The following is a 16,358-nucleotide window of genomic DNA, read 5'->3' on the forward strand; positions in this document are numbered from 1 at the left end:
GTCCTCTCGATTGGTCATGGCGCTGCTCCCTGCTTGATACCAACAGGAAAACAATCGGCCAGAAAAGGGTTAATCGGGAGGTCAAATTAAACTGGTGTTTTGAAGACTTATTACATCGGTGATGACAAAAGCAGTACAGGGATGGAAAGTTTGTGAACCAAGACACTGATACTCAGGTTTTAGACAGAGAAACAGCCGCTGAGTTGACCCGTTTACGCGCTATAGAAAAGAAGCATCAGAAGCTTCTTAAGGAGCATGACCTTTTAAAAAAAGTCATTGCCGTCTCTTCAGGGCTCGACATAAAAACGAGGCCTACCAGAAAATTGCGCAGCAGAAAAAAGTAATCAGCGTCGTGCGTCTGTGTGAAATATATGGGGTTTCCAGAAGCGGATTTTATGACTGGGTAAAGCGCACCAAATCCAACCGGGACAAGCAAGACCAGCACTTGAGTGAGCGAATTCAGGAGATCTATCGAGACCACAAGGGGAGATATGGAGCTCCGCGTATCCACCAGACATTGAAGCGTGAAGGTGTACGTTGTGGCCGGAAACGGGTAGCAAGGCTAATGAAGCAGCAGTCGCTGAAATCCAGGGTAGCTCGGATTTACCGGAGAGCTCCGTCTCATAAGGCCTTCTATATCCGAGAAAACTTATTGATTGGTAAGGCAAAACCTTCGGCGCAAAATCAGCTTTGGGTTGGCGATGTAACCTATTTGAAGGTGGGATATCGGCATTACTTTCTAGCTGCTGTTCTGGATGTACACACGCGAAAAATTCTGGGCTGGTCATTGGATAAAACACGGACAGTAGATTTAACACTGAGCGCACTGAAGCAGGCGAGCAGAATTTACAGGCCAGCAACAGGTGTGATCTTTCACAGTGACCGAGGGGCTGAATACACTGCGATACGCTATCAGAGTGAGCTGAGAAGCCTTGGTATGGTCTCAAGTATGAATCGACCAGGACAATGTACAGATAATGCTTATATGGAGTCTTTCTGGCATTCATTGAAAGCAGAAGCATTGCATGGCTGCCAGTTTGAAACAGAAGAACAATTGAAACGAGCAGTTAAAGAATATATCAGTTATTACAATGTTAGGCGTCTGCACTCTGGCTTAGGATATACAACACCTGAGCAGTATGAGAAATTGGCTGCCTGATAAAAAGAACAAGGTGTCCGTTAAAGCGGGTCAAGTTCAGGGGGGGCGATCCATTCGATCACAAATGATGCAGCGTTAGCTGCTGTACTTCCCCCGTTTTATTGGATGTTGAAATCTACATTGAATCGGTGGCTTTACATCTGTAGAGATATCCTTAGAAATTATTACTGATGTGTCCAATAACCACGTTTGACGACCTGAATGGACACTTTTTACTATTTCTTTTTACTTTAATATATTGATCTATATAGATTTTTTTTCTAGTGTTGTCAGGGTTCGAAGCCATCCCTCTCCGCTATTATCCCTTATAGCCCTCATTTACTGTTCTCTTGTGATTATTCTAATTGGCCTGCATAAGTGCATGCTCCCCAGATATTGCCTGGCAGAGGTTGGTTTGAACAAATAACCTTCTTATCTTCAAGGGGTTATGGGTTTTTCGATGAGTCTTGTGAAAAGCGGAGCTACATGCCGGAAATCATTATTCATACTGGTAAGTGCTATACCTATAAAGAATAACTCATCTTTCTAATCTGCAGGGAAGCAGTATATGAATGATTCATTGTTCAGCTCATCCGATGCCCAGACAATGGCCATTGTTGGGGATTATATGGCTCGGGGAGGGAGTCTTGCTGAAGCAAGTGATATCAGTGAAGAAGCACAGGAAGCTCTCTATGAACTGGCATATCTGAAATATAATAATGGGTTGTACGAAAAGTCCGCCCATTTATTTCAATTTCTCTGTCTCTATGACCAGTGGAATCCTCGCTTTTTCACTGGCCTTGGTGCCTGCCAGCAAATGTTGAGCCTTTATGGCGAGGCTATTGATACTTACCTTTACGCCATCTCTCTCGATGGCGATGATCCACATCCAATGATTTATATTGGTGATTGTTATGTTGCTCTGGAGGAGCATCAAAAAGCGAGGCTTGCTTATCAGGCGTCTGTTTTGATGGCCAATGAATCCGGCATCACCAGCTCAGATGTCAGTCGGGTACAAAAAATGATTAACGAGTTTTCATTGCACTGAAAGGAGTTAGTGTATGAGTGAGATATCAGGATCAGGAGATTTACAGTCCAAGCGACTGGAGCCGGTACCGACAGAGCTTCTGGCCAGTCAGCCCATAGAAGACTCGGTTGAAAAGGTGACTTCCGGTTATGATCAGACGAATACTGTCTCACAAAGTCAGCCAGATAAGGCTGACGACTACCTTGCCTCACGTGTGATACCGGTTCCAACACTTCAACCGGCTCTTCCGGGGGCTACGGTTGCTGCATCTGAAGATATCAAGGGGCTTCTGTCAAAAGCCCTGGTTACCAAAGACTCTCTGGAAGAATTGTCTGCAGGAGAGGACGTTGAGCCTTTCGAAAGTAGCTCATCAGAGGCTGTGTCTGGCGAGGAGACTGGGCAGCCTTCACAGCCGCAGACAACCGTTGATAGCCATACTGCAGCGACAGGAAAAGATTTTGCTCCTCAACTGTCAGCTGTCACGATGCCTGCATCCACACCATTACAGGATATGGTGACAAAGATGCAGTCTGCACTGCCAGATGCCATGGATACGGCGGCAATGATGGGAGTCTACGAAAGTAATGTCAGGCAGCTGGCAGCGTCCATCCAGCAAACCTCCGGCGCAGAGTTATCAGCACCTCTTCAGGCATTGAGTGTTGTGGCGGCTAATGTTTCCCCATCTGTGGCGAATACAGGCTCACTGGCGTTGCAAAGGATGATTGATGATATTGTTTCCATCAATCGCAATAGCGGGGGGGCATCTGTCAATGGAGCAAGGGGCGCTCAGCAGAACAGTGCAGATCTCTATGGAATACCGGAGCATGTGCGCTTAAGTCTGTTGTCCCAGAGGCTGGGGATTGACCTGGATCCACTAATCAGGACTCGTGAATCGTTCCTTGAGGGCACTCTTGTCATCCAAAAGGGGATACTCCTTTCAATTGAAGCCATGGCAAATTCTGAATTTCTGGAGATATTGAAAGAGCGATTACGGGAAGAGGAGATCAAAGAAGATCAGAATAAAGAAGCCGTGGAAAAACTTAAGCAGGCCATTGCTGCACTTCAAGCCGGTGAGCCGAAAGTGGCTGCTGAAGTACTGAATTCTGCAAGTCTGATCACGACCGCCATCGAACAGATGGTTGACCGCTATACATCGGATGAAACGCCTGGGAGTCTCAGACAGCATTTGAAAGAGCATCTTATACAGGTTCTGGATAGTGTCACCCGACAAGGATCATACCAGGATATGATGAATAAGCGGGTGGAACTGCTTCAATCCGCAAGAAAAGTCTAACTTTATGTTCCTTGAATGCAGTTGCCATTGTTTCATTAAAATTATTTGCTTTAATGATCAATGGTGCTGTGCTGAAAAGGAGTTCGTTTGGCCAGCTTCTTAGAATAAAGATTACAGAGTACTGATGATCAATGAAGCGCGTCTATCTTCTTTGTTGCCTGATGCTTTTTTGCAGTTCACCGTTGTTTGCCTACGAGCCTGACCAGCATAAATTACTTTCCAGCCTGTCCATCAAGCTTTTCAATCAGTGTCTTTCTGATGAGATGTACAGTCTTGTTATTGATGACCAGGCTGCTCTTGATATTTCTGAGGCTGATGCCGGTGAAGACACCTATTTAAGCAAAGCGGTGAAGAGGGTATTTAACTGGCACTTTTATAATCCCCACCTGGAAAGCAGACAGCAATACGGGCCGATAAACCGTTCCATGAGTAAAATGCTGAGTGATATTGAAAGTGATATCAGGGCTGCGGATCGTTTCATTGGCCGGCTCGCAGGCAGTGCACTGCATTTTATAGAAGATGTAACGGTGCCTGCCCATGTTATGCCAGTGTTTCATGGGCCTTTGCCTCCGCTTTTTTTACTGGGAGCAACCGGCATGTATGGACCCCGGATCATTCACGATACAGTGGATGACTGGCCCGTTGCCTATCAACACTTTCTGATAGATATTGATCAGCTGTCAGAGAGAGATCCATTGTGTTTACGCTTGTTTTCCAATGAGCCGCAGTTGTTACTCAATACTTTACCAAAAAAAGGGGATATCGCCGTCAAAAGAAATCCGGTGCTGTTTTTTGTTAAAAACACGGCTTTGCTGACGTTGCATGCATTGGATCAAAAGATCCCGGAATGTACTCTGCAGTGGCGCTTTTTCTGGGATTATGATTATCACCATGATTATTTTACCGGCTATCGCAATGAGTGGGACGATCAAGTAAATATTGCTTTTGGTGATACTGGAACATTGGCTGGTGAATGTAAGATGACACAGGAAAAATACGAAAATTTTGTCAAAGCACGACACTGGCAGGCTGTAATATCCGGTGCTGCATTCCTGGCTGCTTATAAATTGGCGTATTCTACTGGTTACGGGCATGATTAGGCCTCAGGGGGGGATCAACTGGTTGTATGTCCAGTAGGTAACGCCCCCTAATGCCTGGCCTTTCTATTTTTCAATGGAAACGGTAGAGTTCAGGCTTTATAAAAACGACAAGGATTTTCTATGAGGCTGGCTCGTCTTACGATATGTGGGATGCTTTTCGCGTTTAGCACTTTTTCCCTGGCTGATAATAGTGAAGCAAAGAAAGAGGCTGCCAGGCTATTGAATGTAATGGGCGCTGAGACGGCCATTGAACAGTCCATGAATCAGATGATGGATATGCAGATTCAGCAGAATCCTACGCTGTTACCATTCAGGCATGTGATTGCGGACTTCTTTGAGCAGCATATGAGCTATGAAAGCCTTAAACCTGAGATGGTGAAGCTCTATGCCGAAGAGTTTACGGCGAGTGAACTCCGTGAACTGAATGCATTCTATCAGACACCTGTCGGTCAAAAGACCATTGAAAAAATGCCAGTGCTCTTTGCCAGGGGAGGACAGATCGGTGTTCAGCGGGTCCAGGCTAATATTCATAAGCTGGAGGCGATGATTGTTGCAGAAGCAGAGCGCCTTCAGTTATCTGAAACCCAGTAATTGTTGTTATATCCTGTCTGAAAGATATTCCAGTTAGCAACTGAACTCATCAGGACAGATTACCCTCAGTGTTGGGGGGATTAGTTAAAGGTCTGATTTAAGAAGGGAACCACAAAGGACACAAACACGCGCTTTTCTTTTCCTTTGTGCTCTTTGTGGTTCCAGCTCAGGCCCGCACACGCATCAGCCAACCGACAGCCCCCCCTGAGAAGTCCAACAAACCAAAAGGTTTCCTTGGTGCCTTTGTGATTCAATATTCATTTACTTTTGGCTGCATCTTCTACTTCCCGGGTACCGTTACAAAGGCGTTAATGATCTGTATGGCTATGGGTCATTGGCTGGCTCGATGAATCGAGCTGTAGGTTGCACAGACAACGATTAATAGCCCTCCCAGTATCTGGAGTCCGGTCAGGTGTTCTCCCAGCCATAACATTGCGAAGGCTGCACCAAAAGCCGGTTCAGTTCCCATTAGCAATGCAACCCGCGATGGAGAGGTCTGTCGGACACCGTAGTTCTGGGCAAAAAAAGCAAAAATAGTACAGAACAGCACCAGATAGAGTGTGATTAGCCAGAATTCAGGAACCATCGGAATCTGCAGGTTGGTTTCCGGATTTATCATCAGGCAGAGCAGTAGTGCTCCGCTACCGACCACGCCGGACTGAATAGCCGTCAGGCTAATGGATGAAAGTTGACGTCCAATCATCAGCTTCCTTGTCACAATAACCATAAAACCCCTGAACAGGGCGGCAAGGAGTATGAAGCCATCTCCCTGGTTGAAGGCAACTCCCTGTGTTTCATTATAAGAGAGCAGGAATACACCGAGCAGGCATCCCATGGCCTGCAGAAAAATCTTTCCACCGGGGTAGCTTTTGAACACCGCCCATTCAATAAAGGGTGTGATCAGAACGCACAGGCTGATCAGAAAAGCGGCGTTGGAGGCAGTGGTATTGGCCACGCCGTAGGTTTCACAGAGAAAGATAGACAGCAGTATGCAGCCGGTTGGCAGCGCATATTTCCAGTCTCTGGCGGCACCCGATCTCAGTTCTCTGGAGAGAATCGGCAGTAAAATGCTGAATGTCATCAGAAACCGGATGGTCAGAAAGCCCAGTACCGGAATGTAAACAAGGGCTTCTTTGGTCAGTCCATAACTGGTTCCCCAGAAAATGGCAACCATTAGCAGTGAAAGTTCTGCAATGGGCAGTTTTCGGTTGTAAAACCGTGCTTGTAATAATGAGTGCATAAATTTACCTGCAGGCTTTCCCTGGGTAAAGCCTGCCATCTCTCGTGTTTTTTATGGTTGTGTGAAAGCGATGACTAGAACGTCACGGTATGCAGTATTCAGCTCGCTATTGGCCATCGATATGGGTGACACTGAATGCATGGTGGTTTCATCATTGGCCAGCATAAGATCAAAAGGCTGGGTCAGTTGTACATCCGCCAGGTGGGTTTGGCTGGCATCGGTAATGGTGGTTACTCCCCCCTGAATGTTGTGTCTACGGATCATGACTGATGAAATAAAGGTTACACCATCGCGATGAAGTCCTTCTGGCGTTGGCATACCATGACTGTCTTCAGTGGCAACAATCCGGTAGGGGTGCAGGCGGACATTCCAGGGCACTTTTTTGCCCGAGGCGCCATTACAGACCTCCGCCATGAAACGGATGAGTCGATCCAGCACATGATGGAGGGCGAACTCCGCCGTCAGTGGTTCGAAAGCACGCTTTATTTCACCGTTCAACGTATTGATGTAGCCTGGCTGAAAATAAGGCTCATGGGGAAGCTGATGCTTTTCCAGTGTGTCCGGGTCCAGTGAAAACTGGCCATACCGTCGGTAACGGTAGCAGCCACCATCAGCCATGTAATGGTCCAGTCTGAGGTCGCTCCACAATGCACCGAACTGTTGAATGTCTTCCCGGGTGATATTGAGTAGACGGGTGATATCCGATCCGCTTAGTGTAATCCATTGCCTGCCAGTCAGTGTGTTGCTGACACTGTGAACCGCTTCCCTGATCTCCCGGTAGGGAGCAACCATCATACCCATGTCTATTTCCCTTTCATTATTGTTGGTTTTATAGGGGGAGTGATCAGACCAGTGAGCGCTGGCTCCTTTCCTGTGCTGCCTGAATTTCCCAGTGATCTCGATTGGTCAGGTAAAGAGGCTCTCTGGCAACAATAGAGATGGCCGTTGCCAGACCCTTTTCCATTTTGTAGGTAACGGAGCCTGATACTTTCTCGATTGAAGACTGGATAAATGCCCGAGCCGCCAGTTGTAGAGGACTACCCCAGCGACCTTCAACGGCCTCCATGGTCCAGATCTGTTCCTGCTGATGTTTGTGGTTCAGGTAATCGGTAGGCAGAGCTGACATTTCCAGATGCTTATAAGCTTCCATCAACATTCTCGCAGCTGGTGCTTCCCGTATTTCCAGCACTTTTTCATCCTGATCAAGATGTTCCAGTCCCAGGTATCTGCCAATTTTGTAGGCGCCAGCACGAATATTGAGGAATTTGATCAACTCTACCAGGGGCATTGGCTGTTCATTGACAGACACCGGAATCCCGTCACGAAAAGTGATGCGAATCTGGTGAGCAGCTTCAGTAATCTGCCTGGATGGATTTTCCTTTGACCAGAGAAAAAGGGACTCTGGAATCATAAAATCTTCCGGGTTGTCCAGAACACCGGACTCATACTCTCTGCACCATAGGTTACTGTCACTGCTGACACTTCCCTGGCGCTGGTCCTGCATGCATGGAATGGAAAGTTGGGATGCTTTGTCGGTACGGGTAATGGCACTGTACTCGTAGGGAGAACCATAGAAGCCACGGTAACCACTGTTTTTTATTGCGCCATTGAGGCGGCGTAAACTGTTCTGCGACTGGTTTGCTGTATGAATAATGGCACCACACCCCAGTTTACCCGCTGTCTCGACGGCGATACGGCTGATCACAGGGCGTGACAGGGATGAGCTGACCGGGTACATATTCATGTACATTGCCTGTGCCTGGATAGCTGGTATGACGGCATTTTCAATAAACTGTTCAGTGGCATCTTCGACAACCAGATCGGCCCCGTAATGTTCGGTAATGGCCTGGAGTTTTGTCCGGTCAATACCATCACCAAGGTCGACGGCCAGAGCGGTTACCTTGATATGCATGCTGCTCAGGAGGCTCAAAAGATAAGTGCTGTCAAGGCCGCCACTGAACAGGGTGAGTACATGGTCTGTCTGTTCAGCAACAAACGACAAATCCTGAATACTTCTTATTTTTCTCATGTCATTACTCCTGATGTACTTTATTTGCAGTATCCGGTTGCAAACTTTAATACTTATGCTAGCTAATGCTTTATATGTTTATAATGACCTCTAAAAGAACATGATTTTTGACGTATGGACACAAATAAACTGATTTCGCTCATGCCGGACCTCGCTGCTTTTGTCACCGTTGTCGAGTGTGGGAGCTTTACTGCTGCGGGAAAGAAGTTAGGCGTTACACCATCGGCGGTGAGCCGACAGATCTCACGGCTGGAGTCGGCCCTTTCGATCAAACTTCTTGAAAGAACCACACGACAGGTCAGGATCAGTGAATCCGGAAAGCCAACCTATGATTATTGTCGTGTAATGCTGGACTCGGCGAGGGAAGCCGTTCATGCGTCCGGTCATGATAAGTCAGATCCTGCGGGCTATCTCCGGATTGCCGTTCCAAAGGCATTTGGCAAGCAGGTTCTTGAGCCTCTGATTTTTCCTTTTCTTGCTCAGTATCCGAATATTCGTCTGAAGCTGAAGATCACCGATTATTTTGTGGACCCGATTAAGGATGAAGTGGATGCCATCTTCAGGATCACCGATCATCCCATAGAGGGTCTTGCCTCTCGTTCTCTGGGACAGGTCGAACTTCAGCTCTGTGCAACGCCAGAGTATTTGCGGCAGTATGGCACCCCTGAGCATCCCAAAGACCTGGTCAGGCATAACTGTCTCTACCTAGGGGAAAAGACAGATGATAACCACTGGGAGTTTGTGTACGGGGATCAAAAAGTCCGGGTTGCCGTAGACGGTCAGTATGCTGTGAATCATACCGAAATGCGCTTGAATGGCATTCTTCAGGGGCTTGGTATTGGCATGTTGCCCAGTTTTACTGCTGAGCCAGCGTTGCGGGAAGGAAAGATAGTTCAGGTGCTTGCAGACTGGAAAGTGATGGGTAATTACCAGGGCAGGATCAATATCCAGTACCCACGGTCAAGGTATGTTCCTGCTCAGCTTCGCTGTTTTATTGATTACCTGGTAAATGAGATGACATGAGCGCGGAATCTGATAATTTAGCGGGGCAAACTGATATCAAATTACCTAAGGACCGGGTTCTTTCTTAAACAAAAGCATTAGGTGGAAGAAGAATGAGTACCGGTAGAGTCAGTGCCTTGATACTGGGCATTTCTATTTTTCTGGGGCTTTCCTGTCTGGGGTATTTGTTGGCGAATGCTGCCATTGAGTACAAGCAGTATGAGAGAAGCGTCACTGTCAAAGGGTTGTCGGAGAGGGAGTGCCAGGCAGACGTTGTGATCTGGCCAATTCAGTTTTCAGCGGCAGATAATGATTTGAAATCGCTCTATGGCACGATTGAGAACAATACTAACCGAATCAGAGCATTTCTGGAGAGGAGTGGTATCGCTGCTGATGAGATCAGTCTGATGTCGCCTGATATTACTGATAAATCGGCCAACCAATATGGCAGCAGCAGTCGTCCGGAGTTTCGCTATACCGCCCTGCAAACCATCACTATTTATTCCAATAATATTGAGGCGGTACGCTCAGTGATGGAGCGGCTCTCGGACCTTGGTCGAGAAGGCATTGTTTTTACCGGGGGAAATTATGGCTCACAGCCCGAGTACCTGTTTACCCGGTTGAATGATGTAAAGCCGGAAATGATTGAGGAAGCGACCCGCAAAGCTCGGGAAGTGGCTGAAAAGTTTGCCTCAGACTCGCAAAGTGAACTGGGCAAAATCAAGAGAGCCTCTCAGGGGCAGTTTTCGATCAGCAACCGTGACCGAAATAACCCGCATATCAAGAAGGTCCGGGTGGTTGCGACCATTGAGTATTATCTCTCCGATTAAGGTTACCTGCTAACTTTTAAACAGTCGTTACCCGTGAGCAAGGAATATGCTATTTTATGCCGCCTATATGAGGCAGTAAGGATTTGACTCACCGTGAAAACCCCGGGAGCTTCGAATCCGAAGGAGCAAATGTGACAGGTTCCAATGAGTCCTGCGAAGGACTGGTGTCTATTCGAGATTTTGTACGCTGGGGAGCGACCCGCTTTAATGCAGCAGGTCTGTTCTTTGGTCATGGCAGTGATAATGCGCTGGATGAATCCCTTCATCTGGTTTTTCAGGTATTGCAGCTTCCCTGGGATCTTCCCGACAACTATCTTGACAGTCGTTTAACCCATCGTGAACGTGAAAAGCTGGCCAACCTGATTGAAGAGCGGGCGGTCAGTCGTAAACCTCTGGCCTATCTTGTTAACCAGGCGTGGTTCTGTGATATGCCGTTTTATGTGGACGAGCGGGTTCTGGTTCCCCGTTCCCCCATTGCCGAACTGATTCTCCAGCAGTTCCAGCCGTGGATGGGGGATGCAGAGGTCAGTCGTGTGCTTGACCTTTGTTCTGGTTCCGGTTGTATCGGCATTGCGGCAGCGCATGCGTTTCCTGAATCTCAGGTGGATCTGCTGGATATTTCTGAAGACGCCCTGGAAGTGGCTAATATCAATATTGATCGCCATGAGCTTTGGGGCAGGGTACAGGCCATCAAGTCGGATCTGTTTGATTTTTTTGATGCCTTGCCAGAGCGTCCACGGTATCAACTTATTTTGAGTAATCCGCCTTATGTGGATGCTGAAGATATGTCCGATATGCCGGAAGAGTTTACTCACGAACCAGAGCTGGGTCTGGCCGCTGGAGATGACGGACTTGATTTCGCCCGTACAATTCTCGCACAGGCCGGTGATTACCTGGATGAGCAGGGTCTGCTGGTATTGGAAGTGGGCAACAGCCAGTGGGCTTTACAGGATGAGTATCCGGAAGTACCGTTTGTCTGGCCTGATTTCGAAAAAGGTGGTCATGGCGTTCTGGTTCTGTCCGCTGAAGATTGCAGAAAGTATCAGCCTTTGTTCAAGAATCGGTTAAAAGCCCTGTAACGGGCTTTCAAACTCTTTTTTAGACTTTTCTGAAAATAAGAATGAGATCGCTTAAGTATGGCAGGAAATAGTATAGGGCAACTGTTCAGGGTCACTACCTTTGGTGAGTCCCATGGTCTGGCGTTGGGTTGTATAGTTGATGGTTGCCCTCCCGGGCTGCCAATAACCGAAGCAGATCTTCAGGTTGACCTGGATCGTCGTAAGCCGGGTACGTCCAAATTCACAACTCAGCGTCGTGAGCCGGATCAGGTTAAGATCCTTTCGGGCGTCTTTGAGGGAGTGACCACCGGTGCTCCCATTGGTCTGTTAATTGAGAACCAGGATCAGCGCTCCAAGGATTACTCCAATATTAAGGATCTCTTCAGACCCGGCCATGCTGATTACACTTACACACATAAATACGGTGTTCGGGATTATCGCGGTGGTGGCCGTTCATCCGCCAGGGAAACGGCCATGAGGGTTGCTGCCGGAGCCATTGCCCGCAAGTATCTGCAGTCCCAGGGTATTGAAGTGCGTGGCTGGCTGTCCCAGATCGGTGATATCTGTGTTGAGAAGCTGGATTGGAATGAAGTCAGAAATAACCCGTTTTTCTCGCCAGACGCGGACAAAGTACCGGAAATGGAAGCGTTGATTACCAGTCTGCGTTCAGAAGGTAACTCAGTAGGTGCCCGGGTTTCCGTCATGGCGACCGGTGTCCCCCCTGGTCTTGGAGAACCGGTCTTTGATCGCCTTGATGCGGATCTGGCTCACTCTCTGATGAGCATTAATGCCGTGAAGGGCGTGGAAATCGGTGATGGATTTGCCAGTGTCAGCCAGAAAGGTACAGAGCACCGGGATGAAATCACACCGAATGGCTTTCTTTCAAACCATGCTGGTGGAACCCTGGGTGGTATCAGTTCCGGGCAGGATGTTGTTGCGCATATCGCTCTTAAGCCAACATCCAGTATTACCACCCCAGGTCAGTCCATCAATATGCAGGGTGAGCCGGTCGAGGTTGTGACCAAAGGGCGCCATGATCCCTGTGTAGGTATACGTGCCGTCCCCATTGCGGAAGCGATGATGGCGATTACGCTGATGGATCATTTTATGCGCCATCGAGCACAGAATGCTGACGTAGTCAGTCCGGCACCGGTTGTTTAAAGCATAAAAAAGGCTTCCATCTGGAAGCCTTTTTTATTTGCTGGTCAGCGTATTTTATTGGCCAAAAGCATCAATGTTTTCGGCATCCCAGGCATAATTGATCCAGTAATCTTCGATCTCTTCGCCCACAAAGAAGTGCTTGAGCTGTTCAGGCAGCTGTCCCTTCTTTTCCTTCTTTTTATTGTGCACGACAAAGGCAGAAAACTCGGCACCAGGGTGACTGTCGAACAGGTGTTGAAGAGTAAATTCAAGCGTTGTTCTTTCGTCGTCTACTTCATCAATCACCAGTACTTTCTTGCCAGTCAGGTCGATGTCTGTTTCCAGCCACTGCAGTTTGATGGGCTGACTGGCTGGCGCTGTACCGGTCTCATCACTGTATCGAGACAGAGAGACGATCAGAATAGGGCGGTTAATGTAGGTCCGCATGATGCGAGCGGGGATCAGACCACCACCACCGATGGCCAGCAGGTAGTCAGGCACATAGCCGAGTTCGGCAATGGTTTTGGCCGTATTACGAATGGTGTTATGAATATTGTTATAGGTGAAGTTGTATTGCTGAATGTTTGACATAGAAGATCGGCATCAGGCCATAGGAAAATAAATCCGCAAATTCTATGGAAGTGGCTGGTATTGTGCAATATCTGTTGGAAGGTCTGATGCAGAATAGCGTGTAATTTTCAGTTTTATTAATGACATTAAACCCTATGTAACTGTCAGGATTTTGTGACAGATTCTGATGTGACTAACACCTCGAATCAGGAGCAAAATAGCACACCGTTCAGATCGGTATAGACCCTATTGGTATTTAATATTTTTACTGTTGATAAAAAATACCCTGTGCCAATCTGAAATCGCACAGAACTGGGACAAAACTACAATAGGAGGCTGGAAATCGTGGACACTTTACTTTCTATGGAACAGGTACGGAGTCTGATAAGTCAGCAGCTGATAGCAGATATTGAAGCTAAGCCGGTTGTTAAAACACTGCCAAAGCCAATTAAAATACCCTTCACTAATAACTCATACTGGTACAGGTCTGATATTGAAATGTGGATTGGCAATTTAAAGTGTCTGAAGGCATAGTGCCGTTACCCCATATTCTTCTTCAAAACGCTAGTTTGTAATCACGGAAATTGGAATGAAGCTTCAAGCAGTACAGGCATTTCTACAAACTCATGAATCGGGCTCAATTTCGGAAGCGGCTAAAAAAATGGGTAAACCCAGAGTGATGGTCAGTAACTGGATAGGCAGTCTGGAGGACCAGTGGGGGGTTACGTTGTTTGATCGAACGGGTCATAAGCCGGTTTTAACCCATGAAGGGGAGAAATTGCTGATGATTTGTCGTTCTTTACTAACAACATCTGAGATGTTGGAACGCAAGGTTGCCAGTTTGCATTTGCCCGATGAAGAAAGTCTATCATTTGGGGTAGATCACGGTGTTGAGAAAGGCTTTATATGGGATATTCTGCAGGAAATAGAGCGACAGCATCCTGCTGTTAATATTACCTTAAAAGAAGGGTTTGATGATGAGTTGCTCAGTGGGGTCGATTCAGGAGAACTGGATTTTGCCTATACCGGTTTTAATCAGCTTGATGTAACCCGGTTCACCTGTCAGCAAATTGGGCATTATGACTTTGTTGCGGTTTGTCATCGTGATCACCTGCTGGCCACTCATGATGAGTTGGAGTTGACCGATATGAATAGCCATCGTCAGATTTCCGCTCGTCTTCATCCTTCCACTGATGCCTCCAAAGTTCGTTTGTCCGATAACTTCTGGCAGATGTCGGACTATCAGTCTGCCCTGGCTCTTGTAAAGCGCGGGCTGGGCTGGACAGTTTGTCCGAAGTCTGAAGCCATAGAAGAAATTCGCCTGGGTAATTTGGTGATCCTTAATCATCCTCAGGCTGTATATCGTTGGCCAGTAGGCTTGATTTGGCGTATCGATCATCAGCCAGGTCCTGTTATGCAGGATTTGATTCATAATATCTCAGCTAATTATTCTGATCAGTAAGTGAATCAGCTTGCCCGGGTTTAAGATTAATGCTCTTTTTACGCATAGAATGCATTTGGGATTGGGGCTAAGATACCGCACCTTTTCCCTCCTCTTCTGATGATAGGCCACTGTCGTGCCACACCGAGCTCATCTATTGTCATTGAAACTCTGCCATGCCCTGAGTCAGGCCTGCATTGCAGACAAGTATACTGGTAAGCGTTTTGCCAACGATCTTCTGGCGGGGTTGACCGTCGGGATTATTGCTATTCCATTATCCATGGCACTGGCGATTGCCAGTGGTGTTGCGCCGCAGTACGGTCTTTATACGGCGATCATCAGCGGATTTATTATTGCCTTGCTGGGTGGGTCGCGTTACAGCATATCCGGCCCGACAGCAGCGTTTGTCGTACTTCTCTTTCCCATCGCTGAAAAATTTGGCCTTGCCGGGTTGCTGCTGGCAACAGTAATGTCCGGAATCATTCTGGTGCTGATGGCGTTAATGCGCCTCGGACGTCTGATTCAGTACATACCGGAGTCAATTACACTGGGGTTTACCGCCGGTATTGGTGTTGTGATTGCGACACTTCAGTTGAAAGATTTTTTTGGGATGACCATTAGCGCCATGCCAGAGCATTATTGGGAGAAAGTGGCAGCCCTGGTCAATGGTGCAGGCAGTACCCACTGGCCAAGCCTGCTGATTGCCGTTGTTACATTAACTGTGATGTTGTTATGGCCGAGGTTACGGCTACCTGTTCCCGCTCATCTGCCGGCCGTGATTATTGGTAGTTTATTGGCCCTGGTGATGGGGAGTTATGGCGTTGAGGTTGAAACCATTGGTAGCCGGTTCCAGTACCTGTTACCTGATGGCTCCATGGGAATGGGGATTCCACCGGTCCTTCCCGAGTTTGCCTGGCCCTGGATGCAGGCAGGTGTTGATGGGCAGCCGCTGGGAGTCAGCTGGTCTCTGATTCAGGCATTGTTGCCCTCAGCGTTTGCCATCGCGATGCTGGGTGCTATTGAGTCATTATTGTGTGCTGTCGTTCTGGATGGCATGACGGGTACACGACACAGTGCAAACAGTGAGCTGTTAGGGCAGGGTGTTGGTAACATTGTTGCACCATTCTTTGGGGGAATTCCTGCCACTGCAGCCATTGCCCGGTCAGCCGCCAACGTGAAAGCCGGGGCTCAGAGTCCGGTGTCAGGTATGATACACGCTCTGGTTGTACTGCTGGCGCTGGTGGCGCTCACCGGTATTCTTTCTTACATACCCATGTCGGCGATGGCCGCACTGCTGTTAGTGGTTGCCTGGAACATGAGTGAAGCGCCTAAAGCCGTACACTTGTTGAAAACGGCGCCGCGCAGCGATGTGCTGGTTTTTCTGGTTTGTTTTTTACTGACCGTAGTCTTCGATATGGTTATTGCCATCAGTGTCGGTGTTGTACTGGCGGCATTGCTGTTTATGAAAGAAGTTGCTGAGATGATACAGGTCAGGGATATCACCAGCGATAAGCGTTATGTAAATATACCGGCATCAGAAACGACAACCGTGCTACGAATTGAGGGACCACTGTTCTTTGCTGCTGCTGATCATGTATTTGGAGAGATCAGTCGTTTAAGTCAGGATAAACACACAATTGTTTTACAGATGGAAAACGTCTATCTGTTGGATGCAGGAGGGCTCACTGCACTTACCCGGTTGATTGATCAGTGCAGGAAGAACCATACTCGGCTCTTGATCAGCGAATTACAGTTTCAGCCGTTGAAAACACTGGCCCGGGCAGGCGTTGAACCTATTGAAGGGATAGTGAAGTTTTATCCTTTATTGAATGATGCTCTGGCGGAACTGGTATAAGTCGATCGATATTATAAACATCAGTATTACCCGAATGAAAAAA

14 protein-coding genes and 1 pseudogene are annotated in these 16,358 nt (G+C 47.7%); 11 read left to right on the forward strand and 4 right to left on the reverse strand.

The annotated features are described in order from the left end of the window. Window positions 1-277 precede the first annotated feature (277 nt). From AK963_RS33095 to AK963_RS04010, 5 genes and pseudogenes are all read left to right on the forward strand, one after another. Window positions 278-1,159, forward strand: a pseudogene (locus tag AK963_RS33095) (IS3 family transposase); the annotation flags it as partial. Between the two features lie 547 nt (window positions 1,160-1,706). Beyond that, window positions 1,707-2,186, forward strand: a complete 480-nt coding sequence (locus tag AK963_RS03995) for a SycD/LcrH family type III secretion system chaperone (protein WP_066014187.1) — start codon at window positions 1,707-1,709, stop codon at window positions 2,184-2,186. A gap of 13 nt (window positions 2,187-2,199) precedes the next feature. Further along, window positions 2,200-3,459, forward strand: coding sequence for a hypothetical protein (locus tag AK963_RS04000; RefSeq protein WP_066014188.1), 1,260 nt, complete (start codon window positions 2,200-2,202; stop codon window positions 3,457-3,459). A 131-nt stretch (window positions 3,460-3,590) separates the two neighbouring features. Further along, window positions 3,591-4,559: a phospholipase C/P1 nuclease family protein gene (locus tag AK963_RS04005; RefSeq protein ID WP_139117238.1), complete on the forward strand. Its 969-nt coding sequence runs from the start codon at window positions 3,591-3,593 to the stop codon at window positions 4,557-4,559. Window positions 4,560-4,679: 120 nt separating this feature from the next. Beyond that, window positions 4,680-5,150: a DUF2059 domain-containing protein gene (locus AK963_RS04010; RefSeq protein ID WP_066014190.1), complete on the forward strand. Its 471-nt coding sequence runs from the start codon at window positions 4,680-4,682 to the stop codon at window positions 5,148-5,150. Window positions 5,151-5,481: 331 nt separating this feature from the next. Here AK963_RS04010 and AK963_RS04020 read toward each other — a convergent pair whose 3' ends face one another. From AK963_RS04020 to AK963_RS04030, 3 genes are read right to left on the reverse strand one after another with little or no spacing between them, the layout of a single operon-like run. Beyond that, entirely contained in the window at window positions 5,482-6,390 is a 909-nt protein-coding gene (locus AK963_RS04020) for a DMT family transporter (RefSeq protein ID WP_066014221.1), read from the reverse strand. Between the two features lie 51 nt (window positions 6,391-6,441). Beyond that, window positions 6,442-7,191 carry a 2OG-Fe dioxygenase family protein gene (locus AK963_RS04025; protein WP_066014192.1) on the reverse strand — a complete coding sequence of 250 codons (750 nt, stop codon included), beginning with the start codon at window positions 7,189-7,191 and terminating at the stop codon, window positions 6,442-6,444. 43 nt (window positions 7,192-7,234) lie between these two features. Beyond that, window positions 7,235-8,419, reverse strand: a complete 1,185-nt coding sequence (locus AK963_RS04030) for an argininosuccinate synthase-related protein (protein WP_066014193.1) — start codon at window positions 8,417-8,419, stop codon at window positions 7,235-7,237. A gap of 114 nt (window positions 8,420-8,533) precedes the next feature. On the opposite strand from AK963_RS04030, the gene AK963_RS04035 reads away from it, so the two are divergent. The 4 genes from AK963_RS04035 to aroC all read left to right on the forward strand — a co-directional run bounded on the left by AK963_RS04035 (window position 8,534) and on the right by aroC (window position 12,470). Next, window positions 8,534-9,442 carry a LysR family transcriptional regulator gene (locus AK963_RS04035; protein ID WP_066014194.1) on the forward strand — a complete coding sequence of 303 codons (909 nt, stop codon included), beginning with the start codon at window positions 8,534-8,536 and terminating at the stop codon, window positions 9,440-9,442. 92 nt (window positions 9,443-9,534) lie between these two features. Next, complete coding sequence (locus tag AK963_RS04040) at window positions 9,535-10,251, forward strand: SIMPL domain-containing protein (protein WP_066014195.1); 717 nt, start codon at window positions 9,535-9,537, stop codon at window positions 10,249-10,251. Between the two features lie 131 nt (window positions 10,252-10,382). Beyond that, complete coding sequence (gene prmB, locus AK963_RS04045) at window positions 10,383-11,330, forward strand: 50S ribosomal protein L3 N(5)-glutamine methyltransferase (RefSeq protein WP_083232444.1); 948 nt, start codon at window positions 10,383-10,385, stop codon at window positions 11,328-11,330. 57 nt (window positions 11,331-11,387) lie between these two features. Continuing rightward, window positions 11,388-12,470 (forward strand): chorismate synthase, encoded by a 1,083-nt coding sequence (aroC, locus tag AK963_RS04050; RefSeq protein ID WP_066014196.1) that lies wholly within the window; start codon window positions 11,388-11,390, stop codon window positions 12,468-12,470. A gap of 54 nt (window positions 12,471-12,524) precedes the next feature. Here the strand turns inward: aroC and AK963_RS04055 are convergent, their stop codons facing one another. Continuing rightward, the gene (locus AK963_RS04055) at window positions 12,525-13,040 is read right to left on the reverse strand and encodes a phosphoribosyltransferase (protein ID WP_066014197.1); all 516 of its coding nucleotides are present in this window, start codon (window positions 13,038-13,040) and stop codon (window positions 12,525-12,527) included. Window positions 13,041-13,608: 568 nt separating this feature from the next. On the opposite strand from AK963_RS04055, the gene AK963_RS04060 reads away from it, so the two are divergent. Further along, window positions 13,609-14,481, forward strand: a complete 873-nt coding sequence (locus tag AK963_RS04060) for a LysR family transcriptional regulator (protein WP_066014198.1) — start codon at window positions 13,609-13,611, stop codon at window positions 14,479-14,481. Window positions 14,482-14,596: 115 nt separating this feature from the next. Then, entirely contained in the window at window positions 14,597-16,315 is a 1,719-nt protein-coding gene (gene dauA, locus AK963_RS04065; protein ID WP_066014199.1) for a C4-dicarboxylic acid transporter DauA, read from the forward strand. The last annotated feature ends 43 nt before the right edge of the window (window positions 16,316-16,358 follow it).

Source organism: Endozoicomonas atrinae, from assembly GCF_001647025.1.
Lineage (GTDB): Bacteria > Pseudomonadota > Gammaproteobacteria > Pseudomonadales > Endozoicomonadaceae > Endozoicomonas > Endozoicomonas atrinae.

Bases quoted from the DNA above. Each gene is read 5' to 3' on its own strand.
- AK963_RS04010 (WP_066014190.1), top strand. From the start codon at position 4,680: ATGAGGCTGGCTCGTCTTACGATATGTGGGATGCTTTTCGCGTTTAGC.
- AK963_RS04000 (WP_066014188.1), top strand. From the start codon at position 2,200: ATGAGTGAGATATCAGGATCAGGAGATTTACAGTCCAAGCGACTGGAG.
- AK963_RS04025 (WP_066014192.1), bottom strand. From the start codon at position 7,191: ATGGGTATGATGGTTGCTCCCTACCGGGAGATCAGGGAAGCGGTTCAC.
- AK963_RS04035 (WP_066014194.1), top strand. From the start codon at position 8,534: ATGGACACAAATAAACTGATTTCGCTCATGCCGGACCTCGCTGCTTTT.
- AK963_RS03995 (WP_066014187.1), top strand. From the start codon at position 1,707: ATGAATGATTCATTGTTCAGCTCATCCGATGCCCAGACAATGGCCATT.
- AK963_RS04060 (WP_066014198.1), top strand. From the start codon at position 13,609: ATGAAGCTTCAAGCAGTACAGGCATTTCTACAAACTCATGAATCGGGC.
- AK963_RS04020 (WP_066014221.1), bottom strand. From the start codon at position 6,390: ATGCACTCATTATTACAAGCACGGTTTTACAACCGAAAACTGCCCATT.
- AK963_RS04005 (WP_139117238.1), top strand. From the start codon at position 3,591: ATGAAGCGCGTCTATCTTCTTTGTTGCCTGATGCTTTTTTGCAGTTCA.
- aroC (WP_066014196.1), top strand. From the start codon at position 11,388: ATGGCAGGAAATAGTATAGGGCAACTGTTCAGGGTCACTACCTTTGGT.
- AK963_RS04055 (WP_066014197.1), bottom strand. From the start codon at position 13,040: ATGTCAAACATTCAGCAATACAACTTCACCTATAACAATATTCATAAC.
- AK963_RS04040 (WP_066014195.1), top strand. From the start codon at position 9,535: ATGAGTACCGGTAGAGTCAGTGCCTTGATACTGGGCATTTCTATTTTT.
- AK963_RS04030 (WP_066014193.1), bottom strand. From the start codon at position 8,419: ATGAGAAAAATAAGAAGTATTCAGGATTTGTCGTTTGTTGCTGAACAG.